At 53.7% G+C, this 24,724-nt stretch carries 22 protein-coding genes; all 22 read right to left on the reverse strand.

The annotated features are described in order from the left end of the window. Positions 1-47 precede the first annotated feature (47 nt). The 22 genes from DFO52_RS04760 to wcaA all read right to left on the reverse strand — a co-directional run bounded on the left by DFO52_RS04760 (position 48) and on the right by wcaA (position 24,662). On the reverse strand, positions 48-1,934 hold the full coding sequence (locus DFO52_RS04760) for a nucleoside-diphosphate sugar epimerase/dehydratase (protein WP_133549529.1): 1,887 nt from the start codon (positions 1,932-1,934) through the stop codon (positions 48-50). A 38-nt stretch (positions 1,935-1,972) separates the two neighbouring features. Further along, positions 1,973-2,533 (reverse strand): sugar O-acyltransferase, encoded by a 561-nt coding sequence (locus DFO52_RS04765; protein WP_133549531.1) that lies wholly within the window; start codon positions 2,531-2,533, stop codon positions 1,973-1,975. Then, positions 2,526-3,569, reverse strand: coding sequence for a glycosyltransferase family 4 protein (locus DFO52_RS04770; RefSeq protein ID WP_133549533.1), 1,044 nt, complete (start codon positions 3,567-3,569; stop codon positions 2,526-2,528). Before DFO52_RS04770 ends, DFO52_RS04765 begins: the two co-directional genes overlap by 8 nt. Further along, entirely contained in the window at positions 3,569-4,513 is a 945-nt protein-coding gene (locus DFO52_RS04775) for an NAD-dependent epimerase/dehydratase family protein (RefSeq protein WP_133549535.1), read from the reverse strand. The genes DFO52_RS04770 and DFO52_RS04775 overlap by 1 nt, the downstream gene beginning before the upstream one ends. A 383-nt stretch (positions 4,514-4,896) precedes the next feature. Beyond that, entirely contained in the window at positions 4,897-5,793 is an 897-nt protein-coding gene (gene galF, locus DFO52_RS04780) for a GalU regulator GalF (protein ID WP_112778367.1), read from the reverse strand. Positions 5,794-5,969: 176 nt separating this feature from the next. Further along, a complete protein-coding gene (wcaM, locus tag DFO52_RS04785; protein ID WP_133549537.1) occupies positions 5,970-7,361 on the reverse strand; it encodes a colanic acid biosynthesis protein WcaM in 1,392 nt (463 codons plus the stop codon). Between the two features lie 12 nt (positions 7,362-7,373). After that, on the reverse strand, positions 7,374-8,594 hold the full coding sequence (gene wcaL, locus DFO52_RS04790; protein ID WP_133549539.1) for a colanic acid biosynthesis glycosyltransferase WcaL: 1,221 nt from the start codon (positions 8,592-8,594) through the stop codon (positions 7,374-7,376). Then, positions 8,591-9,871, reverse strand: a complete 1,281-nt coding sequence (gene wcaK, locus DFO52_RS04795) for a colanic acid biosynthesis pyruvyl transferase WcaK (RefSeq protein WP_133549541.1) — start codon at positions 9,869-9,871, stop codon at positions 8,591-8,593. The genes wcaL and wcaK overlap by 4 nt, the downstream gene beginning before the upstream one ends. Before the next feature lie 17 nt (positions 9,872-9,888). After that, on the reverse strand, positions 9,889-11,367 hold the full coding sequence (wzxC, locus tag DFO52_RS04800; RefSeq protein WP_063923199.1) for a colanic acid undecaprenyl disphosphate flippase WzxC: 1,479 nt from the start codon (positions 11,365-11,367) through the stop codon (positions 9,889-9,891). A gap of 1 nt (position 11,368) precedes the next feature. Next, a complete protein-coding gene (gene wcaJ, locus DFO52_RS04805; RefSeq protein WP_029742027.1) occupies positions 11,369-12,763 on the reverse strand; it encodes an undecaprenyl-phosphate glucose phosphotransferase in 1,395 nt (464 codons plus the stop codon). 91 nt (positions 12,764-12,854) lie between these two features. Next, positions 12,855-14,225 (reverse strand): colanic acid biosynthesis phosphomannomutase CpsG, encoded by a 1,371-nt coding sequence (gene cpsG / locus DFO52_RS04810; RefSeq protein WP_029742028.1) that lies wholly within the window; start codon positions 14,223-14,225, stop codon positions 12,855-12,857. 111 nt (positions 14,226-14,336) lie between these two features. Further along, on the reverse strand, positions 14,337-15,773 hold the full coding sequence (gene cpsB / locus DFO52_RS04815; protein WP_029742029.1) for a mannose-1-phosphate guanyltransferase: 1,437 nt from the start codon (positions 15,771-15,773) through the stop codon (positions 14,337-14,339). A gap of 3 nt (positions 15,774-15,776) precedes the next feature. Then, entirely contained in the window at positions 15,777-17,000 is a 1,224-nt protein-coding gene (gene wcaI / locus DFO52_RS04820) for a colanic acid biosynthesis fucosyltransferase WcaI (protein ID WP_133549543.1), read from the reverse strand. Further along, positions 16,997-17,476, reverse strand: a complete 480-nt coding sequence (locus tag DFO52_RS04825; protein ID WP_029742031.1) for a GDP-mannose mannosyl hydrolase — start codon at positions 17,474-17,476, stop codon at positions 16,997-16,999. The genes wcaI and DFO52_RS04825 overlap by 4 nt, the downstream gene beginning before the upstream one ends. A gap of 2 nt (positions 17,477-17,478) precedes the next feature. Then, on the reverse strand, positions 17,479-18,444 hold the full coding sequence (locus DFO52_RS04830) for a GDP-L-fucose synthase (protein ID WP_013097874.1): 966 nt from the start codon (positions 18,442-18,444) through the stop codon (positions 17,479-17,481). A gap of 2 nt (positions 18,445-18,446) precedes the next feature. Continuing rightward, the gene (gene gmd, locus DFO52_RS04835; protein WP_014884502.1) at positions 18,447-19,568 is read right to left on the reverse strand and encodes a GDP-mannose 4,6-dehydratase; all 1,122 of its coding nucleotides are present in this window, start codon (positions 19,566-19,568) and stop codon (positions 18,447-18,449) included. A gap of 24 nt (positions 19,569-19,592) precedes the next feature. After that, positions 19,593-20,141: a colanic acid biosynthesis acetyltransferase WcaF gene (gene wcaF, locus DFO52_RS04840; protein ID WP_029742032.1), complete on the reverse strand. Its 549-nt coding sequence runs from the start codon at positions 20,139-20,141 to the stop codon at positions 19,593-19,595. Between the two features lie 15 nt (positions 20,142-20,156). After that, entirely contained in the window at positions 20,157-20,903 is a 747-nt protein-coding gene (wcaE, locus tag DFO52_RS04845; RefSeq protein WP_133549545.1) for a colanic acid biosynthesis glycosyltransferase WcaE, read from the reverse strand. Positions 20,904-20,919: 16 nt separating this feature from the next. Beyond that, a complete protein-coding gene (gene wcaD / locus DFO52_RS04850; RefSeq protein WP_029742034.1) occupies positions 20,920-22,140 on the reverse strand; it encodes a colanic acid polymerase WcaD in 1,221 nt (406 codons plus the stop codon). Further along, positions 22,115-23,332 (reverse strand): colanic acid biosynthesis glycosyltransferase WcaC, encoded by a 1,218-nt coding sequence (wcaC, locus tag DFO52_RS04855; RefSeq protein ID WP_133549547.1) that lies wholly within the window; start codon positions 23,330-23,332, stop codon positions 22,115-22,117. Before wcaC ends, wcaD begins: the two co-directional genes overlap by 26 nt. Further along, positions 23,329-23,820: a colanic acid biosynthesis acetyltransferase WcaB gene (gene wcaB / locus DFO52_RS04860; protein WP_059347022.1), complete on the reverse strand. Its 492-nt coding sequence runs from the start codon at positions 23,818-23,820 to the stop codon at positions 23,329-23,331. Before wcaB ends, wcaC begins: the two co-directional genes overlap by 4 nt. Next, complete coding sequence (gene wcaA / locus DFO52_RS04865; RefSeq protein WP_023312403.1) at positions 23,820-24,662, reverse strand: colanic acid biosynthesis glycosyltransferase WcaA; 843 nt, start codon at positions 24,660-24,662, stop codon at positions 23,820-23,822. Before wcaA ends, wcaB begins: the two co-directional genes overlap by 1 nt. Between the last annotated feature and the right edge of the window lie 62 nt (positions 24,663-24,724).

Here is a 24,724-nt window from a genome sequence, read left to right on the forward strand (position 1 = left end):
TGACTTTCGATAAGCACTCAAGGCTGAGAAAACGACCATCTGCTATTTTAACTTATTTTTTCATTCCAGAGTAAATCGCAGATACCGTCGGTTGGATTGAATGCTGCAGGTGCCTGCAACAGTATCTCACGCACGCGTTCGTAGTCGAACTCACAGCAGGCGTTGTCGAGGTCATGGAGAATAATGCTCATCTCACTCCATGGCAACATCACTTCATTAGCGGTCCTGATACGCGGGTGCTGTGTTGTAGATACATTGTCGCCGATAAGCAACTCTTCATACAGTTTCTCACCTGGGCGCAGACCCGTCGTTTTTATCTCAATATCACCATAAGGATTTTTATCATCACGAACAGTGAGTCCTTGCAAGGTAATCATGCGATGTGCAAGATCGATGATCTTGACTGGCTCCCCCATATCCAGAACAAAAACATCGCCGCCCGTACCCATGGCGCCCGCCTGTATTACCAACTGCGCCGCTTCAGGAATAGTCATAAAGTAACGCGTAATATTCTCATCGGTCAGAGTCACAGGACCACCTGCAGCTATCTGTTTTTCAAACAACGGCACAACAGAACCCGACGAACCCAATACGTTGCCGAAGCGAACCATACTGAAGCAAGTTTTGCTGGATTCCTTCGCCAGCGCCTGCAGCACTAACTCAGCCATTCGTTTGGTCGCCCCCATTGTATTGGTAGGCCGCACGGCTTTATCGGTCGAAATTAAGACAAAGTTTTCTACACCGCAACTTGCTGCAGCCTGAGCGCAGCTCAACGTACCAAAGATATTATTGCGCACTCCGTCCAGAACGTTGAACTCGACAAGCGGTACATGCTTGTACGCCGCAGCATGATAAATCGTATTGACGTTGAATGTGTTGATTAATCTTTCGAGATGCTCTTTATCTTGTACGTTGCCTAGAATTGGGTAAATTTTAACCTTAAGATTCTGGTTGAGATTCAGATTACGCAGCTCCGAATCAATGGAATAGAGTGAGAATTCTGACAATTCGAACAGAATAAGCTGGTTCGGCTTATTTTTAATTATCTGCCGGCAAAGCTCAGAACCAATCGATCCTCCTGCCCCGGTGACCATAACCGTTTTCCCGTTGATATTACGGGAAACCAATTCCGGAATGGGTGAAACAGGATCGCGGCCCAGCAGATCGGTAATAACCACTTTGCGCAACGAGTCAATACGCGCTTTGCCCTCTACAAGATCGACCATGCCGGGAATCGAGAGTACCTCGCACGGCAAACCTTCCAGTGTTTTAATGACTTCGTTCTTCCTGGCTCGACTGGCGCTTGGCATGGCAAGCAGAATTTTCTTCGCTTCGTATTTCTCAACCAACCATGGTAGTTTTTCCGGCGCGAAAACGCTGACGCCATGAATCACCTGACCTTGCAGAGCACGGTTGTCATCGACAAAAGCAACAGGATAATATTCGTCCATCTGGCTCAGCGCTGGCAGTAGCTGACGGCCCGATGCTCCGGCCCCATAAATCACCACCCGAGTGCCCAGATTCAGCCCGCGATTGACCAACATCCTCATACCAAGCCGCGATCCGGCAATAAGCAGTAAACCGAACGAGAAATAAATAAATGGAATCGTTCTCGGCAAATAGAGATTAGTATAAAACGCTGCGATAATAAGCAAAATGGATGATATAACCATCCCAACCGTAACTACCAGTAATATTTTTGCAGTAATGTAGCGAATTACGGCTCGATAGAGCCCTAATTTAACAAATATCGCCAGAGTGACGAAAATTATTGAAAATATAAATAACCAATGCGCCGTACTATATATTGGAGTCATTGAATCGATACGTACCCAAAATGCAAACCAAAATGCACATAAGAGCAGTACAATATCTATGGAAAGAGTAATAATTCGTTTGATTGGTCTGGGTAAAGATATTAAATAATTTAGCATACTAAAAACTGGTCGCCTCGTTAAAGCTTGCATTCAGTTTATAAAATAGTACCAGCATAACACACTGAGTCATCATCTACTTTTGCATTATAACCACACACTGTACCCACCTGCAAAAACGCCGATTTCCCAATAGCAGTGCCTCCAGCAAGATGTACACCAACACCTAAGTGAGCAAAATCCCCCAGAGTTGAATCATGATCTACTGTCGAATGGCTATTTACAATCGTACCCGTACCTAATTTTGTGTTAGCACCTACCACCGCTCCCGCTAATATGACTGAACCATCACCAATCGTCGCCGATGGGCTGACAAATGCAAAGGGATGAATAAGCTTTACGGGGTGAATATCGAAGCTGGTAAGCTGCCGATAGAGCTGCTCTCTGACTTTATTATTTCCAATACCAATCGCTACATGACTGGCCTTTTCGATATGTAAATGTAGTTCAGAAATTTTTCCAATAATGAGTTTATTTGTGTCATGGATGTGGGATGCATTATCGTCGAGAAAAACGATATCCCTATATCCAAGCAGTCTCGCTGTCTCGTACAGCGTACGGCCATGACCACCCGCTCCCAAAATCAATAAGTCATGCATTGACGTTGCTCTCTTTGTCTTTAACGCCTGCACCACATTTCAGTGCAACAACGAGAATCGGGAACCAGGCGATGAGCAGCCCCACAACACCATCAATTTTGCCTGAGGCAATAAAAAAGGCAATGGGGAAGAGCCACAGCAGATTGACGGCAATCGCCAATGATGTCACCGGAACGTGGCTGCCATATTTTCTTGCGAGGATTTGGTAGCCATGGCTGGCATGTGCTTCATAGACCTTTTTACCTGCTACGAGCCTCCTCAACAAAGTTGTTGTGGCATCGACGATAAATACGCCCAGCAAGCATAATTCTGCAATAAAGAAATGCGAGTCAACTTTCGCAATATGCAGGATCATCAGCCCGATTGTTATCCCAAGAAAACCACTTCCGGCATCGCCCATGAAGATTTTTGCTATCGGGAAGTTCCAGACAATAAAGCCAGCCGCGGCACCGATAAGAGCAAGCGTTATCGGAAAAATACTTCCAGGCGCGTCCGTGTACTGGTTTACAACAATCAACATTGCACTACATGCGGCAAATGTTATTGCTTCAGCGCTGGCTAAGCCATTAATTCCATCCATGAAATTATACAAATTCAACATCCAGACCAGATAAATACAGCCCAGAATCATACCAATCCAGGATAAGGAAAGATCGTAACCAAACAGCGTAATGACAGGGAAGGATCCCAGGAAATAGATGCCAATTGCTGCTGCCAGGAAATGCATCAATAGACGCCAGCGTGCCGCAATATGACCATGATCATCAAGGAAACCGATGATGGCAACAATTACCCCTGGAATAAACAAACCCAGGAAGCTCTCCAACGTAAGCGTATGATTAAGATAAAATCCTACTAAAGCAACCAGGAGCGTCAGGACGATCGCTACCCCACCACCTCGAGGGGTGGGTACAGAATGAGAACTTCTCTGGTTAGGGCGGTCAATAACATTATGCTTTATGGCATACCCCCGCAATCCCCAAGTCAGTGCGCATGAGACAAAAAAAGCGAATATCACAATCCCAAAATTCATCATTATTTATTACCTTCGGTATAATATTTCGCCGTTTTTTTCATCGTTTCATAAAGCGTTATCGGGGGCGTCCAGTTTAAATGTTCCCGGGATTTAGAGGCATCGACTTCCAGATCGCCAAACAGCTGATCGTAAATACCTCGTTTACCAACAGTAGAAAGTAATAACCTGAAGATACCCGTTGGGAATGAGATCAGTTTCGCTTTAATGCCCATTCCTGAAGCAAAGGCATTAATCATATCTTTGGTTGAAGGAAGTTCTGCATCTGCAAGTAAATAGAGTTGATTTTTAGATTTCTCATTCACCACGCATTCGCTGATGAAACTGACAACATTATCCAGAGACGCCAGTGCTCGCTTGTTCCTAACATTTTTAAATGGCAACGGTAGGTTTTTAGAAATCAGTTTTAAAAGACGCTGTATATTACCCGGTGCATTTTCACCACAAATCAATGCAGGACGGACAATGGTGATCGCCATATCGCTTTCTGCAAATTGATTAAGTAGACTCTGCTCAGCTTCTCGCTTGGAAATGGCGTAATCGGAAGTGGGTTGTGGCTCCGAGGCCTCAGTAAATGGGATCCCTGAGGTGGCATTACCGTTAACGCCGATTGAGCTTACAAATATAAAATGTTTAACCCCGCTGGTCGCAGCATCTCTCGCTAATTTCATCGTCGCGTCGTGATTAACACGGCGAAATTCCGCTAAAGCGTCCTGAGCATCATCATTAAGGATATGTGCTCTTCCCGCAGTATGAATGACAGTGTCGCATCCCTGAAGAAGATTTATCCAGTTGGTATCGGCTGAGATATCACCCAGGTTGTAAATTCCCTGTTCAGTGTTCTCCTGCTTGCGCGTTGTTAATATCACCTCGTGTCCTGATGATTTCAACGTCCGGACTAAAGCAGTACCAAGAAACCCGGTTCCGCCCGTCACCAATACTTTCATTGATATCCCCTATCTGCTCTATCTGATATTTTTTGCCTGCGAAGAGTGCAGGATCGCGAGAAACTGTATAGGCACGACTGTTCGTTCTATATTCAATTGCGAATACAAGGCACGCTACCGCCCCTGGCTTAACAGCTACCAGTGCACTGAGCGATGTGTGATTAAATGATTTTTCTTGTCTGGATACAGACAAAAAACTGGCGTTAATTGTCGTCCTAAACGACCTCAGAAACAAGCACAAATCGCTACAAAGCGATCCAGATTTAAACCCGATAACTCTATGTAATTATTTAATTTATAACAAAAAACGGCAGTCATCATTTTGGTTAGATATCAACATACCAAAATAATGACTGCCGCTTGTTCAAATCGTGGCCGGAATATCAGTCGCTTGCGAGCAACTTCTCAATACGGGTTCTGAACTTCGCCCCTTCTTTCAGGTTACGCAGCCCATAGTTGACGAACGCCTGCATATAACCCATTTTCTTACCGCAGTCATAGCTGTCGCCGGTCATCAGCATAGCATCTACGGACTGTTTTTTCGCCAGCTCGGCAATCGCGTCGGTCAGCTGAATACGATCCCAGGCGCCTGGCTCGGTTTTTTCCAGCTCGGCCCAGATATCTGCGTTCAGAACATAGCGACCTACAGCCATCAGGTCTGAGTCCAGCGTCTGCGGCTGATCCGGTTTTTCGATAAACTCAACGATGCGGCTCACCTGCCCTTCCGTCTCCAGCGGCTCTTTAGTCTGGATCACAGAGTACTCGGAGAGATCGCCCTTCATGCGTTTCGCCAGCACCTGGCTACGGCCGGTTTCATTGAAACGTGCCACCATTGCCGCCAGGTTATAACGCAGCGGATCGGCAGAAGCAGTATCAATGATGATATCCGGCAGCACGACGATGAATGGGTTATCGCCCACAACCGGACGGGCACACAGAATAGAGTGGCCCAGACCCAGCGGCTGCGCCTGGCGCACGTTCATGATGGTCACGCCTGGCGGACAAATAGACTGCACTTCCGCCAGCAGCTGGCGCTTAACGCGCTGTTCAAGCAGCGCTTCGAGTTCGTAAGAGGTGTCGAAGTGGTTTTCTACCGCATTCTTGGACGAGTGCGTAACCAGGACGATTTCTTTGATCCCTGCAGCAACAATCTCGTCGACAATGTACTGAATCATTGGCTTGTCGACAATCGGCAGCATCTCTTTAGGAATGGCTTTTGTGGCTGGCAGCATATGCATGCCCAAGCCTGCTACCGGAATGACTGCTTTCAAATTAATCATTATTTCTTCCACCTTAAAATGGTTGACGAATTATAGCTCTTAAACCTGTTTTCGCCAGCATGATTTGCCGTAATCCTCAGGTAATGTTACGCCTTAGCCCTACAAATTTCTGTAGTTGTAATCTGAATAGATCACGCTTCTTTCCCAGGAATAGTCTCAAAACAGCTATTTGTCGATTATCTGTGCGGAAGCGCAAAGTTAAGCTTTTCCACATTCACCACCTGCTGGTCGACACGGTCAATATCCACCGAGCTTTGCCCCTTCTCATTCACCGCTTTAATGTTCGCCAGCGACAGCAAGGTCTCATCTTTCGCCATAAATTTACCCCGCACATCCTTGCGCAGGTCGAAGTTGATCTTGAGGGCGGGACCCACAGCGGCTTCCTGCATCACATTGATGTTGCGTAAAAAAAGATGCTGCGGCTTGTTGTGCAGTTCAAGCGTAGCACGCTGCATTTCCACGTTGGTTATCGCCACAAACGAGGTGGCGTTACCGGATGAAATCTGTATTCCGCGCAATTTATACGCAAGCTGACGATTATCGAGATGAATATTGTTGAGCTTGAAGTTCTGCGGGATGGACAAATAATCGCCTTTTATCACCCCATAGCCGATTAACATTCCGGCACTATTCACCATATCGACATTATCAATAATGAAATTATCACAGCCATAAATGGCCACCGTGGCATTGTCTATTCCTGCCTTTTTACTGAAGTCGGGAGTTATATTTTTGGCCTTAATATTGCGAATAACAAAATGTTTACCGTTTTCAACGTGCACCAGCTGGCGACAGTTGCTGCCGGTAATGTTTGCCACCACGAAGTTCTTGACGGTTTGCTTCTCCGGATAGTCGTTATCGTAGGTGCTGCCGGCGAGGCCAATGCCGATGCCCCAGTTGATCTTGCCGTTGGTGCAGTTGATGTTGTCGATGACATGATCGGAGATCAGGATATTGCTATCGTTGATAGCGACGTTCCACTCGATCGCATCCCCCTGCAGATGGCTAAATTTGCTGTTGGTAATGCGGGCACCGTCCACCTGGTTGTGGAAACCCTGGCGCAGGATGGCGTAGTTGGCCTGGCTTACGCTGATGTTATCAATCAGCAAATTGCGCATCACGCTGGGTTTCTTGCCGCCGATGTAGATCTGCGTCACCGGGCCAAAACCGCTCATGGCCAGCCCTTTGATGACGCAGTCAGAGCCGCGAACGTCGAGCGTGATGTTCTCCGTGCGGCCAGCACCTTCGCCTATTACTTTGCTGCCTTCCTGCAGAACAAAGCGGCCGCGCCCGTTGCCGGTTAACGCCCCGCGGATCAGCAGCGTTTTACCGTCGGGAATGAAAATGCCCGTATTGATGTTTTCGCAGGTGAGCCCGGCGGGGACCACGACGGTGTCACCGTCATTGAACGCCTGCTTAAAGGCGGCGATCCAGTCGTTGTTATTGTACTGATTAACAGAAACCGTTCTCCCGCTTGCCGCCCGCGCGATGCGTGACGACAGCAGCGGCGTGGCCGCCAGAACGGAGAGAGAAGAGACAAAGGTGCGTCGGGTAATCTTTTTCAGCATACATCCTCGGCGTTATAACGTTTGCAGCAGGCTCGCTAACTGACGGTTAATCACCTGTTGGTTAAAATCGGTTTCCACTTTTTGTCGGGCGTTATGGAGCACGGGCTCCAGCGCCTGCTGGTCGATGTCGCTGAAGGCCGCTAATCGATCCGCAAGGGCCATCGCGTTATTCTCCGGCACCAGCCAGCCGGAATGATCAGACTTAATCAGCTCCGGGATCCCGCTGTGCAGTGTTGATACCACAGGAATACCTACGGCCATCGCCTCCATCAGCGCCACCGGAATGCCTTCCATATCGCCATCGGCGCCCGTCACCGAGGGCAGCAGAAACACATCCGCCTCGTCGAGCATGGCCTTGACCTCGTGGCTCGGCTTGAAGCCCGGCATCTCTACGACATCTTCCAGCTGATACTGTTCGATAAGCGTGCGCAGACGACGCTCCCACGGCCCAATGCCGAGAATGCGATAGTGGAAATCCACCCCGCGCGCTTTCAGCTGGCGGCAGGCTTCAATGGCCACATGGAGGCCTTTCTTCTCGGTCAGACGAGCAACGGAGATGATCTGCAGCGGTTTTCCCGGCACCTTGACAGGACGGCGAGTGAAGCGCGTTAAGTCCACGCCCATTCGCGAAACGGCAATTTTTTCTCCCGGGCAGCCCATGTTTTTCAGGCGTCCGGCCCACAGGTCGCTGATGGGCAGCATCATGTCGCCGCGTCTGAACAGCTGCTGATACTCCGGGGTGTAGTGGTTCAGCACTTCGCGGCTGGAGATGTCGATACCGTGGAAGATAGTCGCAATTTTACCGTCAATCACGCCCAGCTCGCGCAGCTTCGCGGCGGTGACGCCCGCCGGGCCAAAGTGGGCGATAAACACGTCGGCACGATACGGCTGCGCCGTTTGCCCGCAGATGGCCGACAGGATCAGATTGCGGGATTCGGACCCATAGCGGGAAACATTCAGCGCCCGCCACGTCGAGGCGCGGTGGATCCCGCGCAAGGTCTGGCTGGCCCGGTGGCGCAGCTTACTCAGCTTCCCGGACGGCTCATCCTGCAGCCAGCGGGTCTTCGCCTCCAGCCCATACTGGGTATACGCCGCATGGGTATTTTGGGTATCGCCCTTTTGCAGGGCGATAATCTCCACGTCATATCCCATATCGATAAACGCGGTGATTTGGTTCAGGACAAACGTTTCAGACGACAGCGGAAATTTCAGTAAGAAGAAACCAACCTTCATTTCCCCTCCCGCACGCGGTCAAGTACCGATTTAACCATCCCAATGCCCTTCTCGCGCTCGGCTTTCACCGCCGCGGCCAGGCGTTCATTGATGGCAGGCAGTTGACCCAGGGTGTCCCCCACCATCGCACCCAGCGAACCATCCAGCAGATGACGGATATCCACGGCCATTTCCGGCATACCGAGCTGCTGCATGATGCCTGCTGATTTGTGCTCATAGTTGATGGCAATGGCCGGCGTGCCAAAGTTCATGGAGATAATGGCGGAGTGCAGACGCGTGCCCACGGTCAGGTCGCAGGCGGAGAGCAGCTTGCCCATCTCCAGATCGTTCAGTTCGTCCATCACCACGTGATAGCGGGACGGATCGTTCACCAGATTGCGCAGGTTCAGCGCCACCATGCGGTCGTCTTTGTTGTAGCTGTCGATACCCGTGCAGGTGGAGAGCGCCAGCACCTGGTACCCGCTGTCCAGCACGCGGTTCACCACGTCGGCGAAGGCTTTCTCGTACGCCGCCTGGGTCGTGCCTAAACGTTTATCAAAAGGCGCCAGCTCGCGCAGGGTTATTGCGACGGTTTTCTGTTTCGCCGCCACGTCGAGCCAGTGCTGCACCGCGTAGCTCGGCTGGAAGCTGTCGTCCTGGTGATCCACCAGCCACGCAGTGTCCACGCCGTGCTCAACTTTTGAGGTGTCAATTTCGCTGCGCTTCATCATGTCGAGGCTGACCGACTCGCGCAGGATCAGCGCGTCGCAGTGGCCGAAGACGTAGTTTGCGAGCTGGTTAAACTGCGGATCCTGGAATGGCCCGACGCTGTGGCCAATCATAAACAGCGGCTTTTTCGCCATAAAGGTGCAGAGCGCATGCTCAAACTGCGGCACGCCGTAGAGATCGACAAAGAAAGAACCGCCAACCTGGATAATGGCGTCATAGCCGGACAGCAGACGAACAAAATCGGTAAAGCCCTGCGCGATAGCGATGTTGCGCAGCTTGCCGGTATCGGTCACACGGGAAAGCAGCACCTGGTGCTGGTAGCGACGACGCAGCACTTTCTTCACGCGGCCCATCACGCCCGCGGCGTTGTTATGCTGTTTCATCTGGCTGTAGAGCGGGTCGCCCATCACCGGGCGGTTCAGCAACCAGGATGAGCTGACCGGATAACGGCTCATCACGTCCACTTCGGTCTCAGGCTTAAGGGTGTTAATTGCATCCAGTAAACCGCGCAGGATGGCGCTGTCGCCACGGTTGCCGCAGGTATGGTTGCCAAGAATTAATAATTTCATAATGGCCTCTTAAATAACTAGCCTGCGCGAAGCAGCGTTTTCATTTTTTCGTTACGGCAAAACTGGCGCTTCATCTCTACCACCAGCGCATTGCGCGACAGCACAATCATCACGCCAAATGCCAGCGCGCCCGCGGCAACCTGTACCGCCAGCAGCGCGGCCAGCGGCAGGTGGCCGCCGAGGATGATGCCCAGGCCGTAGCTCACCGCCAGGGTCGGCAACGAGAGATAGAACGGCAGCCACAGGCTCAGGATGTACTGACGGTAGCTGGAGCCCAGCACCGGCTTGATCATGATGAAGTAGCTCAGAACGGTATTGATTATCTGCACCAGCAGGAAGCCCAGCGTGACGCCGATGGCGCCTGCCATATGCCCGCCGACGATAATCGCCGGAATAAACAGGAAGGTTTTGAACACGTTGAACTTAAAGCTGATATCCACGCGCGCTTTTGCCATCAGCAGGGAACCAATCGGATTCCCCACGGAGCGCAGGAGCCCCACCACGCACAGCAGCTGAAGGATCGGGATGATGCCGTTCCACTTCTCGCCAAACACCAGCGGCACGAAGTTACTGGAAACCACCATCAGCCCCAGCAGCACCGGGAAGTTGATAATCCCCACCACGGAAAGCAGCTTGTAGAAGTTAACGCGCAGCTTCTCGGTGTCGTCCTGAATCTTGGCGAATGCCGGGAACAGGACGCGGGTGATTATCGGGTTCAGCTTCATCGGCGGCACCACCGCGACGTTGTAGGCCAGGTTGTATCCCCCCGCCACGCTCGCGCCAAGAATACGCGCCAGCACCAGCGTCGACAGGTTAGTATTCACATAGTTGATGATGCTGTCCGCCGTCAGCCACGCGCCAAAGCGCAGGTTGGACGAGACGGATGCGAGAGAGAAATGCAGCCCGGGACGGTAGATCTTGCGGCCAAAGTAGCCGAACAGCAGCGTGCGCACGGCAGAGTTAACCAGGTATCCGAGGATGGCGGTCATCGCCAGCGGCCAGAAATGGGCGCTCACCACGGTGAAGGTAAAACCCGCCAGCACGGCGCTGGTCTCGATCATGCCGATCTTGTTGAACTCCAGCTCTTTCTGCATCAGCGCGCGGAACTGCTGCCCGTGCGGGATCACCACGAAAGCAAACGACAGCGTGCGCATCAGCGGAGCCAGATCCGGGTTATGCAGCACGCTGGCGATAGTGTCGCTCAGCAGGAACACCAGCACGAACACGAAAATCCCCAGCCCCACGTTCAGCCAGTAGAGGGTGGTCAACTCAAGATGGCTAATCTCTTTGCGCTGGATAATCGAGTTGGCAATACCAAAGTCAGACAGCGTATCGGCCAGCGCGATAATCACCAGCGAGACGGTCAGCAGGCCGAACTGGTGATTATCAATAATGCGCGCCAGCACGGTCATCTGCACCAGACCGAGGCCAATGATGACGATGGTCGCCATCGCTGACCACTTCGCCCCGCTGATGGTTTTTTCACGTAAGCTCATCTTAGTACGCCGCTTTGTTCACGAAACCTTTGAAGATGGTCAGAAAAACAATCTTGATATCAAACCAGATACTCCATTCGCGGATGTACTCCAGATCGAATTCGATACGTTTTTCCATTTTTTCCAGCGTGTCGGTTTCGCCGCGCCAGCCGTTGATCTGCGCCCAGCCGGTGATGCCCGGCTTCACCTTATGGCGCAGCATGTAGCCTTCAATCAGCGAGCGGTACTGCTCGTTGTGCGCCACCGCGTGCGGACGCGGGCCAACAATCGACATGCCGCCGGTGAAGACGTTGATAAACTGCGGGAGTTCATCCAGCGAGGTGCGGCGCAGGAAGTTCCCCACGCGGGTGACGCGCGGATCGTTCTGCGTTGCCTGGGTCACCACCTTGTCGTTTTCCATCACCTTCATGGAGCGGAATTTCCACACCATAATCGGCTTACCGTCCATACCGTAGCGGGTCTGGCGGAAGATCACCGGGCCGGGAGAGCTCAGCTTCACCGCCAGGGCAATGCAGCACAGAACAGGCGAAATCAGCAACAGGATCAGCGAAGAGAGCACAATATCTTCCGCGCGCTTCAGCACGCGGTTAATCCCGGACAGCGGGGTGTCGTACAGCGGTACCACCGGCACGCCGTTCACTTCTTCAATGCGTGAATGGAGGATGTTAAAGGTAAAGACGTCCGGGATCAGGATCACCGAACAGGTGGTGTCCGCCAGCTCGCGCATCAGTTGCTTAATGCGGGATTCGTCTCTCATCTGCATGGCGATGTAGACGTTGTGAATTTTACCGGCTTTCGCGTCTTCAATAAGCTGTTCGTAATTGCCCGCCCAGTCCGACGGCACGCCGCCCGGCTTCGCGTCGTGATAAATCCCGACCACTTCAAACCCTAACCACGGCTCTTTGCGGAAGCTGTCGAGCAGGACCTTACCAACCGGCAGATCGCCCGCTACCGCAACGAAGCGACGGTTATAACCGCGGTTACGCAGCCAGCCCGCGCCGAAGCGGATAAGGGAACGGCACACCACCATGCCGACGCTGGTCAGCAGATACCAGCAGAGATAGGTGACGAGGCGATTATCAAAATCATGGCTGAATGCCACCAGGCCTGCGCTAAAGATCAGGCTTAGGGTCCAGTTCTGCAGCAGCAGCATCAGCTCGGTGGTCATTTTCACGCCGCGCCAGGAGCGGTAAAAATCGGTCATCCCGCCGATCATCTGAAACACGACCAGCGCAATGAGTGCCATCAGCAGATGCATATATAAGAACGGCAGCCCGCCGATCCGACACACCGCCCATAATCCACCGACCATGATGGTGATATCAGAAAAACGCTGCACCATAGAGATTAACGATGCATTCGTTCTCGCTCGTTCGCGTTTTTTTAGATTCGTCATCGTTGTTCCTTTATTCAACCAACACCCCATCCCTCACCCCGGCCCTCTCCCTAAAGGGGAGAGGGTTAGGGTGAGGGGTAAGGTTTTCGTATTACTGATTCAACAGCGCCAGAATGTCCTTCGTTCGGGCTTCCATCAGCGCCGTGTCAGCACGGGACTCCACGTTCAGGCGCACCACCGGCTCGGTGTTGGACGAGCGCAGGTTGAAGCGCCACTGCGGGAACGCCATGCTGATGCCGTCCGTACGGTCAATTTCCAGCGCGTGGATCGCAAAGTGCTGCTCCACGCGGGCAATGGCCTCGGCCGGCTGCGCCAGCTTGCTGTTGATCTCCCCGCTCGCCGGGAACGCCGCCATGCGGTCGCGCACCAGCTCGCCCAGCGTCTGTCCCTTCAGGCACAGCAGCTCAGTGACCAGCAGCCACGGGATCATCCCGCTGTCGCAGTAGGCAAAATCACGGAAGTAGTGGTGGGCGCTCATCTCGCCGCCGTAGATGGCGTCTTCTTCGCGCATGCGCTCTTTGATGAAGGCGTGGCCGGTTTTGGACATCACCGGCGTGCCGCCCGCCGCGGAAACCACGTCGACGGTGTTCCAGGAAAGGCGCGGGTCATGAATGATTTTCGCGCCCGGGTTTTTCTCGAGGAACGCTTCCGCCAGCAGGCCGACAATGTAGTAGCCCTCGATGAACTGCCCTTTCTCGTCGAACAGGAAGCAGCGGTCGAAATCGCCGTCAAAGGCGATCCCCATGTCCGCGCCGTGCTCAATCACCGCGTTGCGGGTGTCGTCGCGGCACTCCGGCAGCAGCGGGTTAGGAATACCGTTCGGGAAGTTGCCGTCCGGGGTGTTGTGTACCTTGACGAAGGTCACCGGCACGTTCAGTGCCTTAAAGCGGGCTTCCAGCGCGTCCACCACCGGGCCGGCCGCGCCGTTACCGGAGTTAATCACCAGCTTCAGCGGCTTGAGGTTCGCCACGTTGATGTAGCCCAGCAGGTGGTCGATGTACTCTTTCTGCAGGTTGATTTTTTTGTAGCTGCCGCGCTTCGCCTCGTTCACCGGCGGGAAATCGTTGGCTTCCGCCAGGCGCTGCACGTCGCGCAGGCCGGTGTCGCCGCTGATCGGGCGCGCGCCCTTGCGCACCAGCTTCATCCCGTTGTAGTCCATCGGGTTGTGGCTGGCCGTCACTTCGATACCGCCGTCCACGCCCAGGTGGAAGGTGGCAAAGTAAATCTCCTCGGTCCCGGAAAGGCCGATATCCAGCACGTCCACGCCCGCGTCCTGCAGCCCTTTCGCCAGGGCCAGCTTGAGGGATTCACTGGTCAGACGCACGTCGCCGCCCAGCACGATGGTCTGCGGTTTTAAATATTCGCCGTACGCGCGGCCAATGCGCCACGCGATGTCTTCATTCAGCTCTTCGCCCAGCTTGCCGCGAATATCGTAGGCTTTAAAACAGGTTAATTTTTCCATGATGACCCCTTTTTCAGGCAACAGTCGGCCCTGACCACTTAATGGCCAAATTGATTTTTTTGTCATTCGCAGGCCCGGTAAGCGCAGCGCCACCGGGCATAATGCAGAGTGCTACACCCGCCCGTAGCGGTCCTGGAAGCGCACGATATCGTCCTCTTCCAGATACGAGCCGGAGCGCACCTCAATTAAGTCGAGAGGAATTTTCCCCGGGTTCTCCAGACAGTGCGTCGCCCCCAGCGGAATATAAATGGACTCGTTTTCACCCAGCAGTTTGATTTCACCGTCGATAGTGACTTTAGCGGTACCCGCAACCACCACCCAGTGCTCGGCGCGGTGATGGTGCATCTGCACCGACAGCCCCTCGCCCGGCTTCACGGTGATGCGTTTCACCTGGTAGCGGTCACCGGAGTCAATGGAGTCATATTTCCCCCACGGACGGTAGACTTCGCGGTGAATATGGTGCTCGTGACGCCCATCGGCCTTGATCTGCTCCACCACTTTTTTAACGTCCTGCACGGCGTTACGGTCGGCAATCAGCACGGCGTCCTTGGTCTGGACAACCACCAGATCCTTCACCCCGACCGTGGTCACCAGGCCGGATTCGGCGTAGACGTAGCTGTTTTCCGTTTTGTGGCTAATAACATCGCCGTGGTGGACGTTACCCTCCGGGGTATGGGCGCTGATCTCCCACAGGGAGGACCAGGAGCCGACATCGCTCCAGCCCGCATCCATCGGTACCACGACGGCGTCCGCCGTACGTTCCATCACCGCATAGTCAATGGACTCTTCCGGGCAGGCGAGGAACGCCTCTTCATCCACGCGGATGAAGTCGAGATCCGGGTCCACCACCGCCATCGCTTTCTCGCAGGCGTTCAGAATATCCGGGCGGTATTTGCGCAGCTCTTCCAGATAGCGTCCGGCACGGAACAGGAACATCCCGCTGTTCCAGTAATACTCACCGCTGGCGACATACGCCTGCGCGGTTTCCAGATTCGGTTTTTCAACAAACTGCGCCACGTCAAACGCCACGCTGTCGCCTTCACCCGGCGTCACGCTGCCGCGACGAATATAGCCATAGCCGGTTTCCGGCAGATCCGGCACGATGCCGAAGGTCACCAGCTTGCCGCTCTCGGCGTAAGGGATCGCCGCACGCACCGCGTCGCGGAAGGCGTCTTCCTGCTGGATAACGTGGTCTGCCGCCAGGACCAGCATCAGCGGATCACAGTCCGGGCTGCTGCGTTTTGCCGCCAGCGCCGCCAGGGCTATCGCAGGCGCGGTATTGCGTCCGGCAGGCTCCAGGATTATGTTTTCGGTGAGCTTATTCAGCTGGCGCAGCTGTTCGGCAACAATAAAGCGGTGCTGTTCGTTACAGATCACCACCGGGCTTTCACACTCCACGCCGTGCAGACGGTTTACCGTCGTCTGCAGCATGGTGAGATCCCCTTTCAGGCAGAGGAACTGTTTTGGATAGAGCACGCGGGACAGCGGCCACAACCGGCTACCAGAGCCACCAGCCATCACAACCGGATACAAAGTGGTTTGACTCATGATTTATCCCCGTATATCTGCAATAAATTGGCTCAGCACGTTCTCTTTTTCGAGCGTGCGTTCGGCATATTCACGTGCCACCGTGTTCACTTTTGGCATGGCAAGTGCCTGTTCAATTCCGGTTACCAGCGCCGGGACCGATTCCGGCTCCACGCACACGGCAATCCCCGGATAGCTGTCACACAGCTGGCCTAATTCTGTTTCGGCTTCCGCCGTGATCACCGCGTTACCGCCCACTGCCAGAATGTTGGTCAGCTTGGACGGCAGCACCGCGTCCGCGGCGCCGCGTTTTTGGACCACCAGATGGCAGTCACCCATCTTCAGCAGCGCAGGCAATGCCTCGTAAGACTGAAGCGGGAAAAATTTCACGTTGGTCAAGCCGCGTTCCCCGGCCATTTTTTCCAGCCGCGCTTTTCCACCGCCCTGCCCGACAATCACAAACGTCCACGGATGTTCACTCAGCAGCTGGGCCGCTTCAATCACGCTTTCCAGCCCCTGCTTTTCGCCGATGTTGCCTGAGTAAAGAATGATTTTTTGATCTTCAGGCAAACCGAGCTGCGCGCGCAGGGCCTGAGCATCTTGCTCAGTTACATCGCGAAAACGCGCCACTTCGGACCAGTTCGGGAAGAAAATGACTTTCTCCGCCGGGACGCCCTTCTCCTGCGCCTTGTTCATCATCGAGCGCGAGATAGTCGAGACGTAATCCACGTTGTGCAGCCCGCTGCGCTCAAACGCGCTGGCGAGCTTCGCCACCTTGCCGCCCTTGCTTTTGCCTGCCAGCCCCAGGCCCAGCATGGCGTCAACTTCATAATCCTGAATATGCAGCAGGGTGCGCGCGCCGGAGAGTTTGCCCAGCAGGCGCATGCCCGGCGTGCAAAACAACGTCGGCACCACGCCGATAATGCGATCCGGCTTCCAGCGACGCTGCGCCATCAGCGGGAAAAAACTGCTCAGGGCAAAGCTGCCCAGATGAAGTAACCGTTTCAGCGTTGAGGGCTGCTTAGGGACATACAGCGGGCAGCGCCAGACGGTCGCTGCACCCTCTTCGCGACGGTAGCGCCAGCTTGAGTAGCGCTCCCCGACTTTCCACTCCGGGTAGTACGGCGGCGCGGTAATGACCCGCACGTCATGTCCCTGGCTCGCCATCCACTCGACCATCTCGCCGGTGTATTTCCCGATGCCGGTTAATTCCGGCGAGTAGTTGATTCCGTATACGAGGATCTTCATATGCCCGGCACCTCGGCCTGACGTTCAGCCAGGAAATAGGCACGACTGTTGTCATGCACATTGTCGCTGGCAAGCAGCGCCTCTGGCGTTTGCCAGCGGTAGTCGTCATGCTGAGAATCAGGCAGACGCAGGTCTGCCTCACTCACCTTCAGGCGGAACCCCAGCACGATGTAGTGCGTGGTGAACCCGGTGCCTGAAAAGTTATCGTCATAGAAGTGCTGCCAGACCCCGTAAAACTGGCCCGCTGCCATCGGCAGCTGCAGGCCCAGTTCCGCCAGAGTGAGTCGCTCAAACGCATCGCTCAGCGTCTCATCCTTCTGCACGCGCCCGCCGGGCACGAACCAGAAGCCCTGTGCAGGACGGTTGGTTCGTTTCCCCAGCAAGAACTCGCCGCGTTCGTTCTCCACGATCAAATCAATTGAGATGAGCGGAGTGGAACGCACTACCGTGGCAAAATCTTCCTGACTTAAAAACATCGTTACCCCCGGAAGCGGTGCTGGTTTTCCAGGAACCACTGGTAGGTACTGGCCAGACCCTGCTCCAGTGACACCTCGTGATACCAGCCCAGCTGATGCAGACGGGTCACGTCCAGCAGCTTGCGCGGCGTGCCGTCCGGTTTCGTCGCGTCAAACACCACGCGGCCTTTGTAGCCCACTACCTGCGCGATGGTTTGCGCCAGCTCGCGAATGGTGCAGTCCACGCCGGTACCAACGTTGATGTGCGACAGCATCGGCTCGGTGTTCTCCTGCCACACCTCGCGATCCAGCTCCATCACGTGAATGCTGGCGGCAGCCATGTCGTCCACGTGCAGGAATTCACGCATCGGCGTACCGCTGCCCCACACCACCACGTCCGGCGCGTTCTCGGCGGTCGCCTCGTGGAAGCGGCGCAGCAGCGCCGGGATCACGTGCGAGTTGCTCGGGTGGAAGTTGTCGTGCGGTCCGTACAGGTTGGTCGGCATCACCGAGCGATAGTCGCGGTTGTACTGACGGTTGTAGGACTCGCACAGCTTGATCCCGGCAATCTTGGCAATCGCGTACGGCTCGTTGGTCGCTTCCAGCGTGCCCTGCAGCAGTTCGCTCTCGGCGATCGGCTGCTTCGCCATTTTCGGGTAAATACAGGACGATCCGAGGAACAGCAGCTTATTCACGTTGTGCAGATGCGCCGCGTGAATGATGTTGCTCTCGATCATCATGTTTTCGTAGATGAAATCCGCCGGGTAGGTGTTGTTGGCAACAATGCCGCCCACCTTCGCCGCGGCCAGATACACCTGGTCAATGCGTTCGTTAGCAAAGAAGTCCTGTACCGCACGGCTGTCGAGCAGGTTCAGCTCGTCGCGCGTGCGGACAACCACCTCGACGTCACCGCGCTGCTCCAGCTGGCGAACAATCGCGGAACCCACCATTCCGCGATGACCGGCGACAAAAATACGTTGTTTTGTCATTCTCAGGACTCCAGCGCGATGGCAACCTCGTAGCCATGAGACTTGAGCAGGGAGTGTTTTTTCGCTGCTTCAAGATCTTTGGCTACCATCTCGGAAACCATCTCCTGCAGAGTGATTTCTGGTTTCCAGCCCAGCTTCTCGTGCGCTTTGGTTGGGTCGCCCAGCAGGGTTTCCACTTCAGCAGGACGGAAGTAGCGCGGGTCAACCTGCACAATCACGTCGCCTGGCTTCACGCCCGGAGCGTCGTGGCCGGTCACGGAAACCACGATACCTTTCTCTTCCACGCCGGTGCCTTCGAAGCGCAGTTTGATGCCCAGCTGTGCCGCGGCCATTTCAACGAACTGACGAACGGAGTACTGCACGCCGGTCGCAATCACGAAGTCTTCTGGCTGTTCCTGCTGCAGCATCATCCACTGCATTTTCACGTAGTCTTTGGCATGGCCCCAGTCACGCAGGGAATCCATGTTGCCGAGGTGCAGGCAAGACTCCAGACCCTGCGCGATGTTGGCGATGGCGCGGGTGATTTTGCGGGTCACGAAGGTTTCGCCGCGACGCGGAGATTCGTGGTTGAACAGGATGCCGTTACAGGCGTACATGCCGTAGGATTCACGGTAGTTCACGGTGATCCAGTAGGCGTACAGTTTTGCTACCGCATACGGAGAGCGCGGGTAGAACGGCGTCGTCTCTTTCTGTGGGATTTCCTGCACCAGGCCGTACAGCTCGGAGGTGGATGCCTGGTAGAAGCGAGTTTTCTTCTCAAGGCCAAGGAAGCGGATCGCTTCCAGCAGACGCAGCGTACCCATGGCATCAACATCAGCGGTGTATTCCGGGGATTCGAAGGAGACCGCTACGTGGCTCATCGCGCCCAGGTTGTAGACTTCATCCGGCTGTACTTCCTGCAGGATACGGGTCAGGTTGGAGGTATCGGTCAGGTCGCCGTAGTGCAGGTGGAATTTCGGGTTCGCCGCGTGAGGATCCTGATAAATATGATCCACACGTTCGGTGTTGAAAGAAGACGCACGACGTTTAATACCGTGTACTTCATACCCTTTTTCCAGCAGGAACTCTGCCAGGTAAGAACCATCCTGCCCGGTAACGCCGGTGATGAGAGCGACTTTAGACATGTTTATATTCCTCTACTTATGAATTTAATCAGTTTCAACGCGTTCGCGTATCACCACTGCGGGGTTGCCACGGCAAATTTTATTTGCCGGTAGCGATTTAAAAACGCTGCTGCGGGCACCGACTACCGTGCCATCGCCAACAGAAACACCCGGTGCAACAAAAACATCCGTTGCCAGCCAGCATTTTTCACCTATCGCAATAGGCGAAGCGGTAATATCAAAATGCTGACTCATAAAATCGTGGCTGCCGGTGCACAAATAACACTTCTGTGAAACCACCGAATTTGCGCCAATCGTTATTTCGCCAAGGGTATATAACACCGCGTCATCCCCAACCCATGCGTAATCTCCCAGCGTTAATTTCCACGGATAGGTAATTTTCACAGAAGGTCGGATGACTACGTTTTTTCCGATTTTTGCGCCAAACAGGCGCAATAAAAAAGCTCGCCAGCGGTACAGTATTTGCGGCGACCAGGCAAATAATGTTGCCTGAACGGCCCACCACAGCTGTACCTTAATACCGTTCCCGCCCCGAAAACCTTTCGGCACGGAGAAACCTTTTAAATCCTGCATTGCGTTTCCTTATATTCAGGCTTTGTTATATAAGGTTTTCGTTTTGCCTGTGGTACGCAGGCGTAATAAATAAGATAATTCCGCCCAGAACCCCGGTACGCGTAATATTTTACGCTGTACGTTTTTGGCATCCTGGCACAATTCCAGATTATTAGACGTTGACACGCCGCCCATTGAGAATTCAGACACCATGCCTTTAATTCGACGGAACGGGTAACCTGATTTATACAGGCTGGCTGCCAGCGCATAATCGGAAGACACTTTATACTGCAAATCGTAAGGCTGTTTTTTCAGACCCTTTACCGGGAAGAAAATGGCCTGATGGCTGGCCGGCAAGCTGTGGTAGATATACCAGCCTGGCTTCGCGCTGCGGCACACTTTATGTCCGTCGCCAAAATCGAGCAGCGCATCGCCAATATACATGGCGTCCTCTTTCTGGCGAGCCAGCTGACGGGCAAACAGCGCCACGTCATCATGGAAAATGTCGCCCGAGTTCAGGAAGATGGCATAACGGCCTTGCGCCATGCTGATGCCTTTATTCATCGCATCATAGATGCCTTTATCTTTCTCGCTGATGTAGCGTAAGTTGAACTCACCGTTGAGTTTTTCCAGAAACTCCGCCGTGCCATCGTTCGAGCCGCCGTCGACCACAATCCACTCAAAGGTGAGGCTTGGATCGCGCGCCAGGTTGCGCAGCGAGCGCCAGGTTTTTACCACCCCTTCGTAATTACGAAAAGCGACAGTAATGACGCTAAGAAACATAAATCACCTCATTTCGTCATACGTTCGTAATATTAAGCGCCTTGCGCAGAATAAACGGACAGACAATCAAGAAAGCATATTCCGGGCTAAATATTGACCCGGTAAAAAACAGCGACACCGGAGTAAACAGATAAAGCTGAACGCGAAAGTTCTGGTTATCACCAAACGCGTTAATCATCATTTTGAAAACTTTAAACAGATACCACAGGGTCAACAGTACGGCGAACCACGAAAAATAAATAATTAACAGATACAGACCATTGTCTATGGTTTTACCGACATCCGCACCGTTAAAGATTCCGAATGATGCAACATATTCGTAAAGTGAGCCGAATCTTACTACCCCATCAATATGGGTTAAGGAATAACCCACCATCACCAGTGGCCCAATGATGCGATAATAGGACGAAGACCCTTCCGTTCCCAAATCACCCAGACGTTCTGAGATGTACGGGAAGGCAAATATCACGCCTACCATAAATACCGTCAGGGAGATAATCGCCAGCGGCAGTTTTTTCTTAATCGCATCTTTGTTCAGGTACTGGAACGCCCACTCCAGCAGGTAAAACAGGATAAATGTCATTACCCCTGAGAACGATCCAGACAGAACAATTCCTGCAAGAATCATAGCATCGGTCTTAGGCGTTTTGATACCAAACTGTTTGATGCTGAGCCAAATTGAGATTAACGCCAGAGCGAAAAACGCCGGTTCAAAATAGAGGGCCGTAGTACGCTTCCCGCCAAACTTGATGAAGTTCAATACATAGCTGTTACTGTAAATGAGATATTTCGAAATTATCTCCATCAGGCTGCTGCCGCCGGTGAGAATAATTTGCGCCATCTCCAGCGCGGCAAGCATAACAATTAACGCAACGGCAATATAAAAGAACCTAAGGATTTTCCGATAATTGTGCGGAGAAATAGTTTTAAACCGAATACTCCAGACCATTCCGATAATAATAACAATATAAACAAACAGCATGGTCGAGGTGACGTATTTACTGGCATCCAGCGACTGGCCAAAGATGTAGTTAAACAGCGTCAGGCCCGTGCCCAGCCCTAAGGCAATCATCAGCTTCTTGAGGTTGATTTTATCGACATACAGCAGAAGCAGAACGGGCAAGAAGGTTACGATGGTTATCGGGAAGCTTTCGCCGAGCTGGGCAATTTTGACGTTGACCAGCAGGTAGATCAGCGGCAGCAGCAGATAACTACAGATTCTGATAGAACGAGACATATTCCTCCAGCATCTGTTGTCCACTGTAGGCCTTGCGGCTGCGGTTGCGGAACGATCCCAGGTCAGTACCAAAAACGATCTCAGCAATCTGCGCCTTCGGCAGCTGTACCAGAGGCAGGACCTCCTGCTCCGTGAAGGTTTTCCCGCCGGACTTTTCCAGCACTTCACGCGCCGCATCGCTGTGGGTGGCAATCACCGGCACGCCGATAGAGAGCGCTTCGCAGAGGATCAGCGGGTAGTTATCCACGCGGGAGCTGAACACCAGGGCGTCCATTTCATTCAGCGCGCTCATCAGCTTGCGCTTGTCGGTCTCAAACCCGTGGTTCACCACGTTGGCCCCTTCGAACGGTGAAAACTTGCCGAAGGTGTGAAGCTCTATCTTGTCACCCAGCGCCATCATGTCGCGCACCAGCTGCTGGTTGGTCTTACCGTCGTAACGCAGGTCATGCGCAACGATAGCGATCTTCGGTTTGCCCGCGGTTTCGGCCACCGGGGTCAGCTCGGCAAGAATGGCTTCCGTCGCTACGTCGATGCCGTTGTTGATAATCTGACAGCGCCCTGCCCCGTACAGGCTGTTGAAGGCATCGGCTACGTGCTGGCTCGGGGAGATAAACGTACAGCCGAGCGAGAGCATGTCGCGGAACAGCTGACGCTTTCCGGCCACCAGCTGATGCGCGCGATCCACCTTCACCGGCGGGTAGTTGCTTAACGTCGGGCACTTCTGGCAGTTATCTTTCCAGCCTTCGCAGCCGTCGGTAAACGCGCAGCGGCCCGTCACGCTCCAGTGATCGTGCAGCGTCCAGACGAATCGGGTGTCCGGCTTGTGGGCCTGCACCTTCTGGCAAAACGCCACCACCTCTTCCAGATTCAGCCAGTAGCTGTGCAGCACGTGAAAATGCAGCACAACCGGGCCCGTGGTGCGGGTAACCGTGCGGTAAAGATTGTTCAGGTTGCCAAACAGATCGCGGTTAAACAGGCGGAACAGCGCAATGTTGGCAATCGAGGTCAGACGCGGCGTGTGCTTGTGCACCTGCGGGAAGTTATCGTGGCTAACGCTTTTCTTGCCGCCTTTGCCGTAGCCATAAATAAAACGAGACTGAAGTCCTTTTTGCAGCGCGCGCTGGTGCAAATCCAGGGCCACGCCTGCCGCTCCGCCTTCTGCGAGGCGTACGTTAAATTGCAGAATGTTCATTTAATCACCTTCACGCGGGCTTTTTCTCCCACCACCAGCGCGTTATCCGGAATGCTGTCCAGCACCACGCTGCCAGCACCAATCGTGACGTTATTACCAATCGTAATGTCACCGATGATCACCACGTTCGCCCCCAGCTCGACGTTATTGCCGATGACCGGGCAGGCCAGGCTGTCAGGCCCGCGGTTGCCAATGGTGACCGCATGACGAATGGTGAAATCATCCCCGGCGACCACAAACTTGTTGATCACCACCGCATAGCCGTGATGGATGGTAAAGCGGCGGCCAATGGTGGCAGCGGCCTGAATTTCATAGCCAAAAAAGCATTCGGTGATGATGCGGTACAGCACCAGCACGGGTGCTGCCCAGATATTGTTCAGCACGTTTTTCTTACGCCACACCGAGCAAAAGTGCGCGATGCGATACGCCAGAACCATGCAGCACGGACGCAGGCTCCAGCCGTTAGCGCGGCAATCTTCCAGAAACATTATTTCCCCCGAAGTCCATCAGCCAGGCGCTTGCCGTTACGCACGGACAGCAGCGTCAGCAGCGTGCGCCAGTTCATGCGCTTATTGCGGATCTGATAGAGGGTAAAGAGCTGATATTTACGGCTGGCACGGTCAAACTTGTCCTTGTGCTTGCGGTAAAAATGGAAGTAGCCGGAGAACTTTTTCGGCGAGGAGGTGATTTGCATCTCCCCGTGGTTGATGTGCAGGATCTGCGTGGCCTCTTCCACTTTCCACGGCTCGCCGTATTCCACCACCATGCGCAGGAAGATATCGTAATCCTGCGCGGCCTTGAGTTCGGTATCGAACAGGCACTCTTTGAAACGCCACGCCCAGGTGAAGACCTGGTTACCAATAATGTTGCGCTTGTAGAACAGGCGGCGAGAGTACGGTGATTTCGGATACAGCGGCAGGCTCGCGGGCTGCGAGTAAACCTCGCCCTGGCAGACATAGTCGTTGGCATACAGGAAAGCGTGCGTGACCAGCTGTTCTTTATGCGACAGGAAGATAGACAGGCGGTTCGGCGTCCATTCGTCATCGTCGTCGATCCCGGTCAGATACTGCCCTTTGGCCTGCATAATCGCCTGATTACGCACCGCACATGCGCCGGAGTTAATGGCGTTATGCGTATAGACCACCCGCGGGTCGTTGAGGTCAGTCACAAACTTTTGCAGCTGTTCATACGAGGAAGAGCAGTCATCAACGATGATCAGCTCCCAGTTATCGTAATCCTGTCGCAGGACGGATTTGATTGCGCGGATCGCCAGCTGCTGACGATTCCATGTCGGCATATAGATTGAAACTAAAGGGCGTTGTGTGGTCATGGTCTTCCCCTTATCCCTCACCCCGCCCCTCTCCCGGAGGGAGAGGGAGAAAGCTGCTCTCC

Origin of the sequence: Enterobacter sp. AG326 (genome assembly GCF_004362415.1) — a bacterium.
In the GTDB taxonomy this organism is placed as follows: Bacteria; Pseudomonadota; Gammaproteobacteria; order Enterobacterales; family Enterobacteriaceae; genus Enterobacter; species Enterobacter asburiae.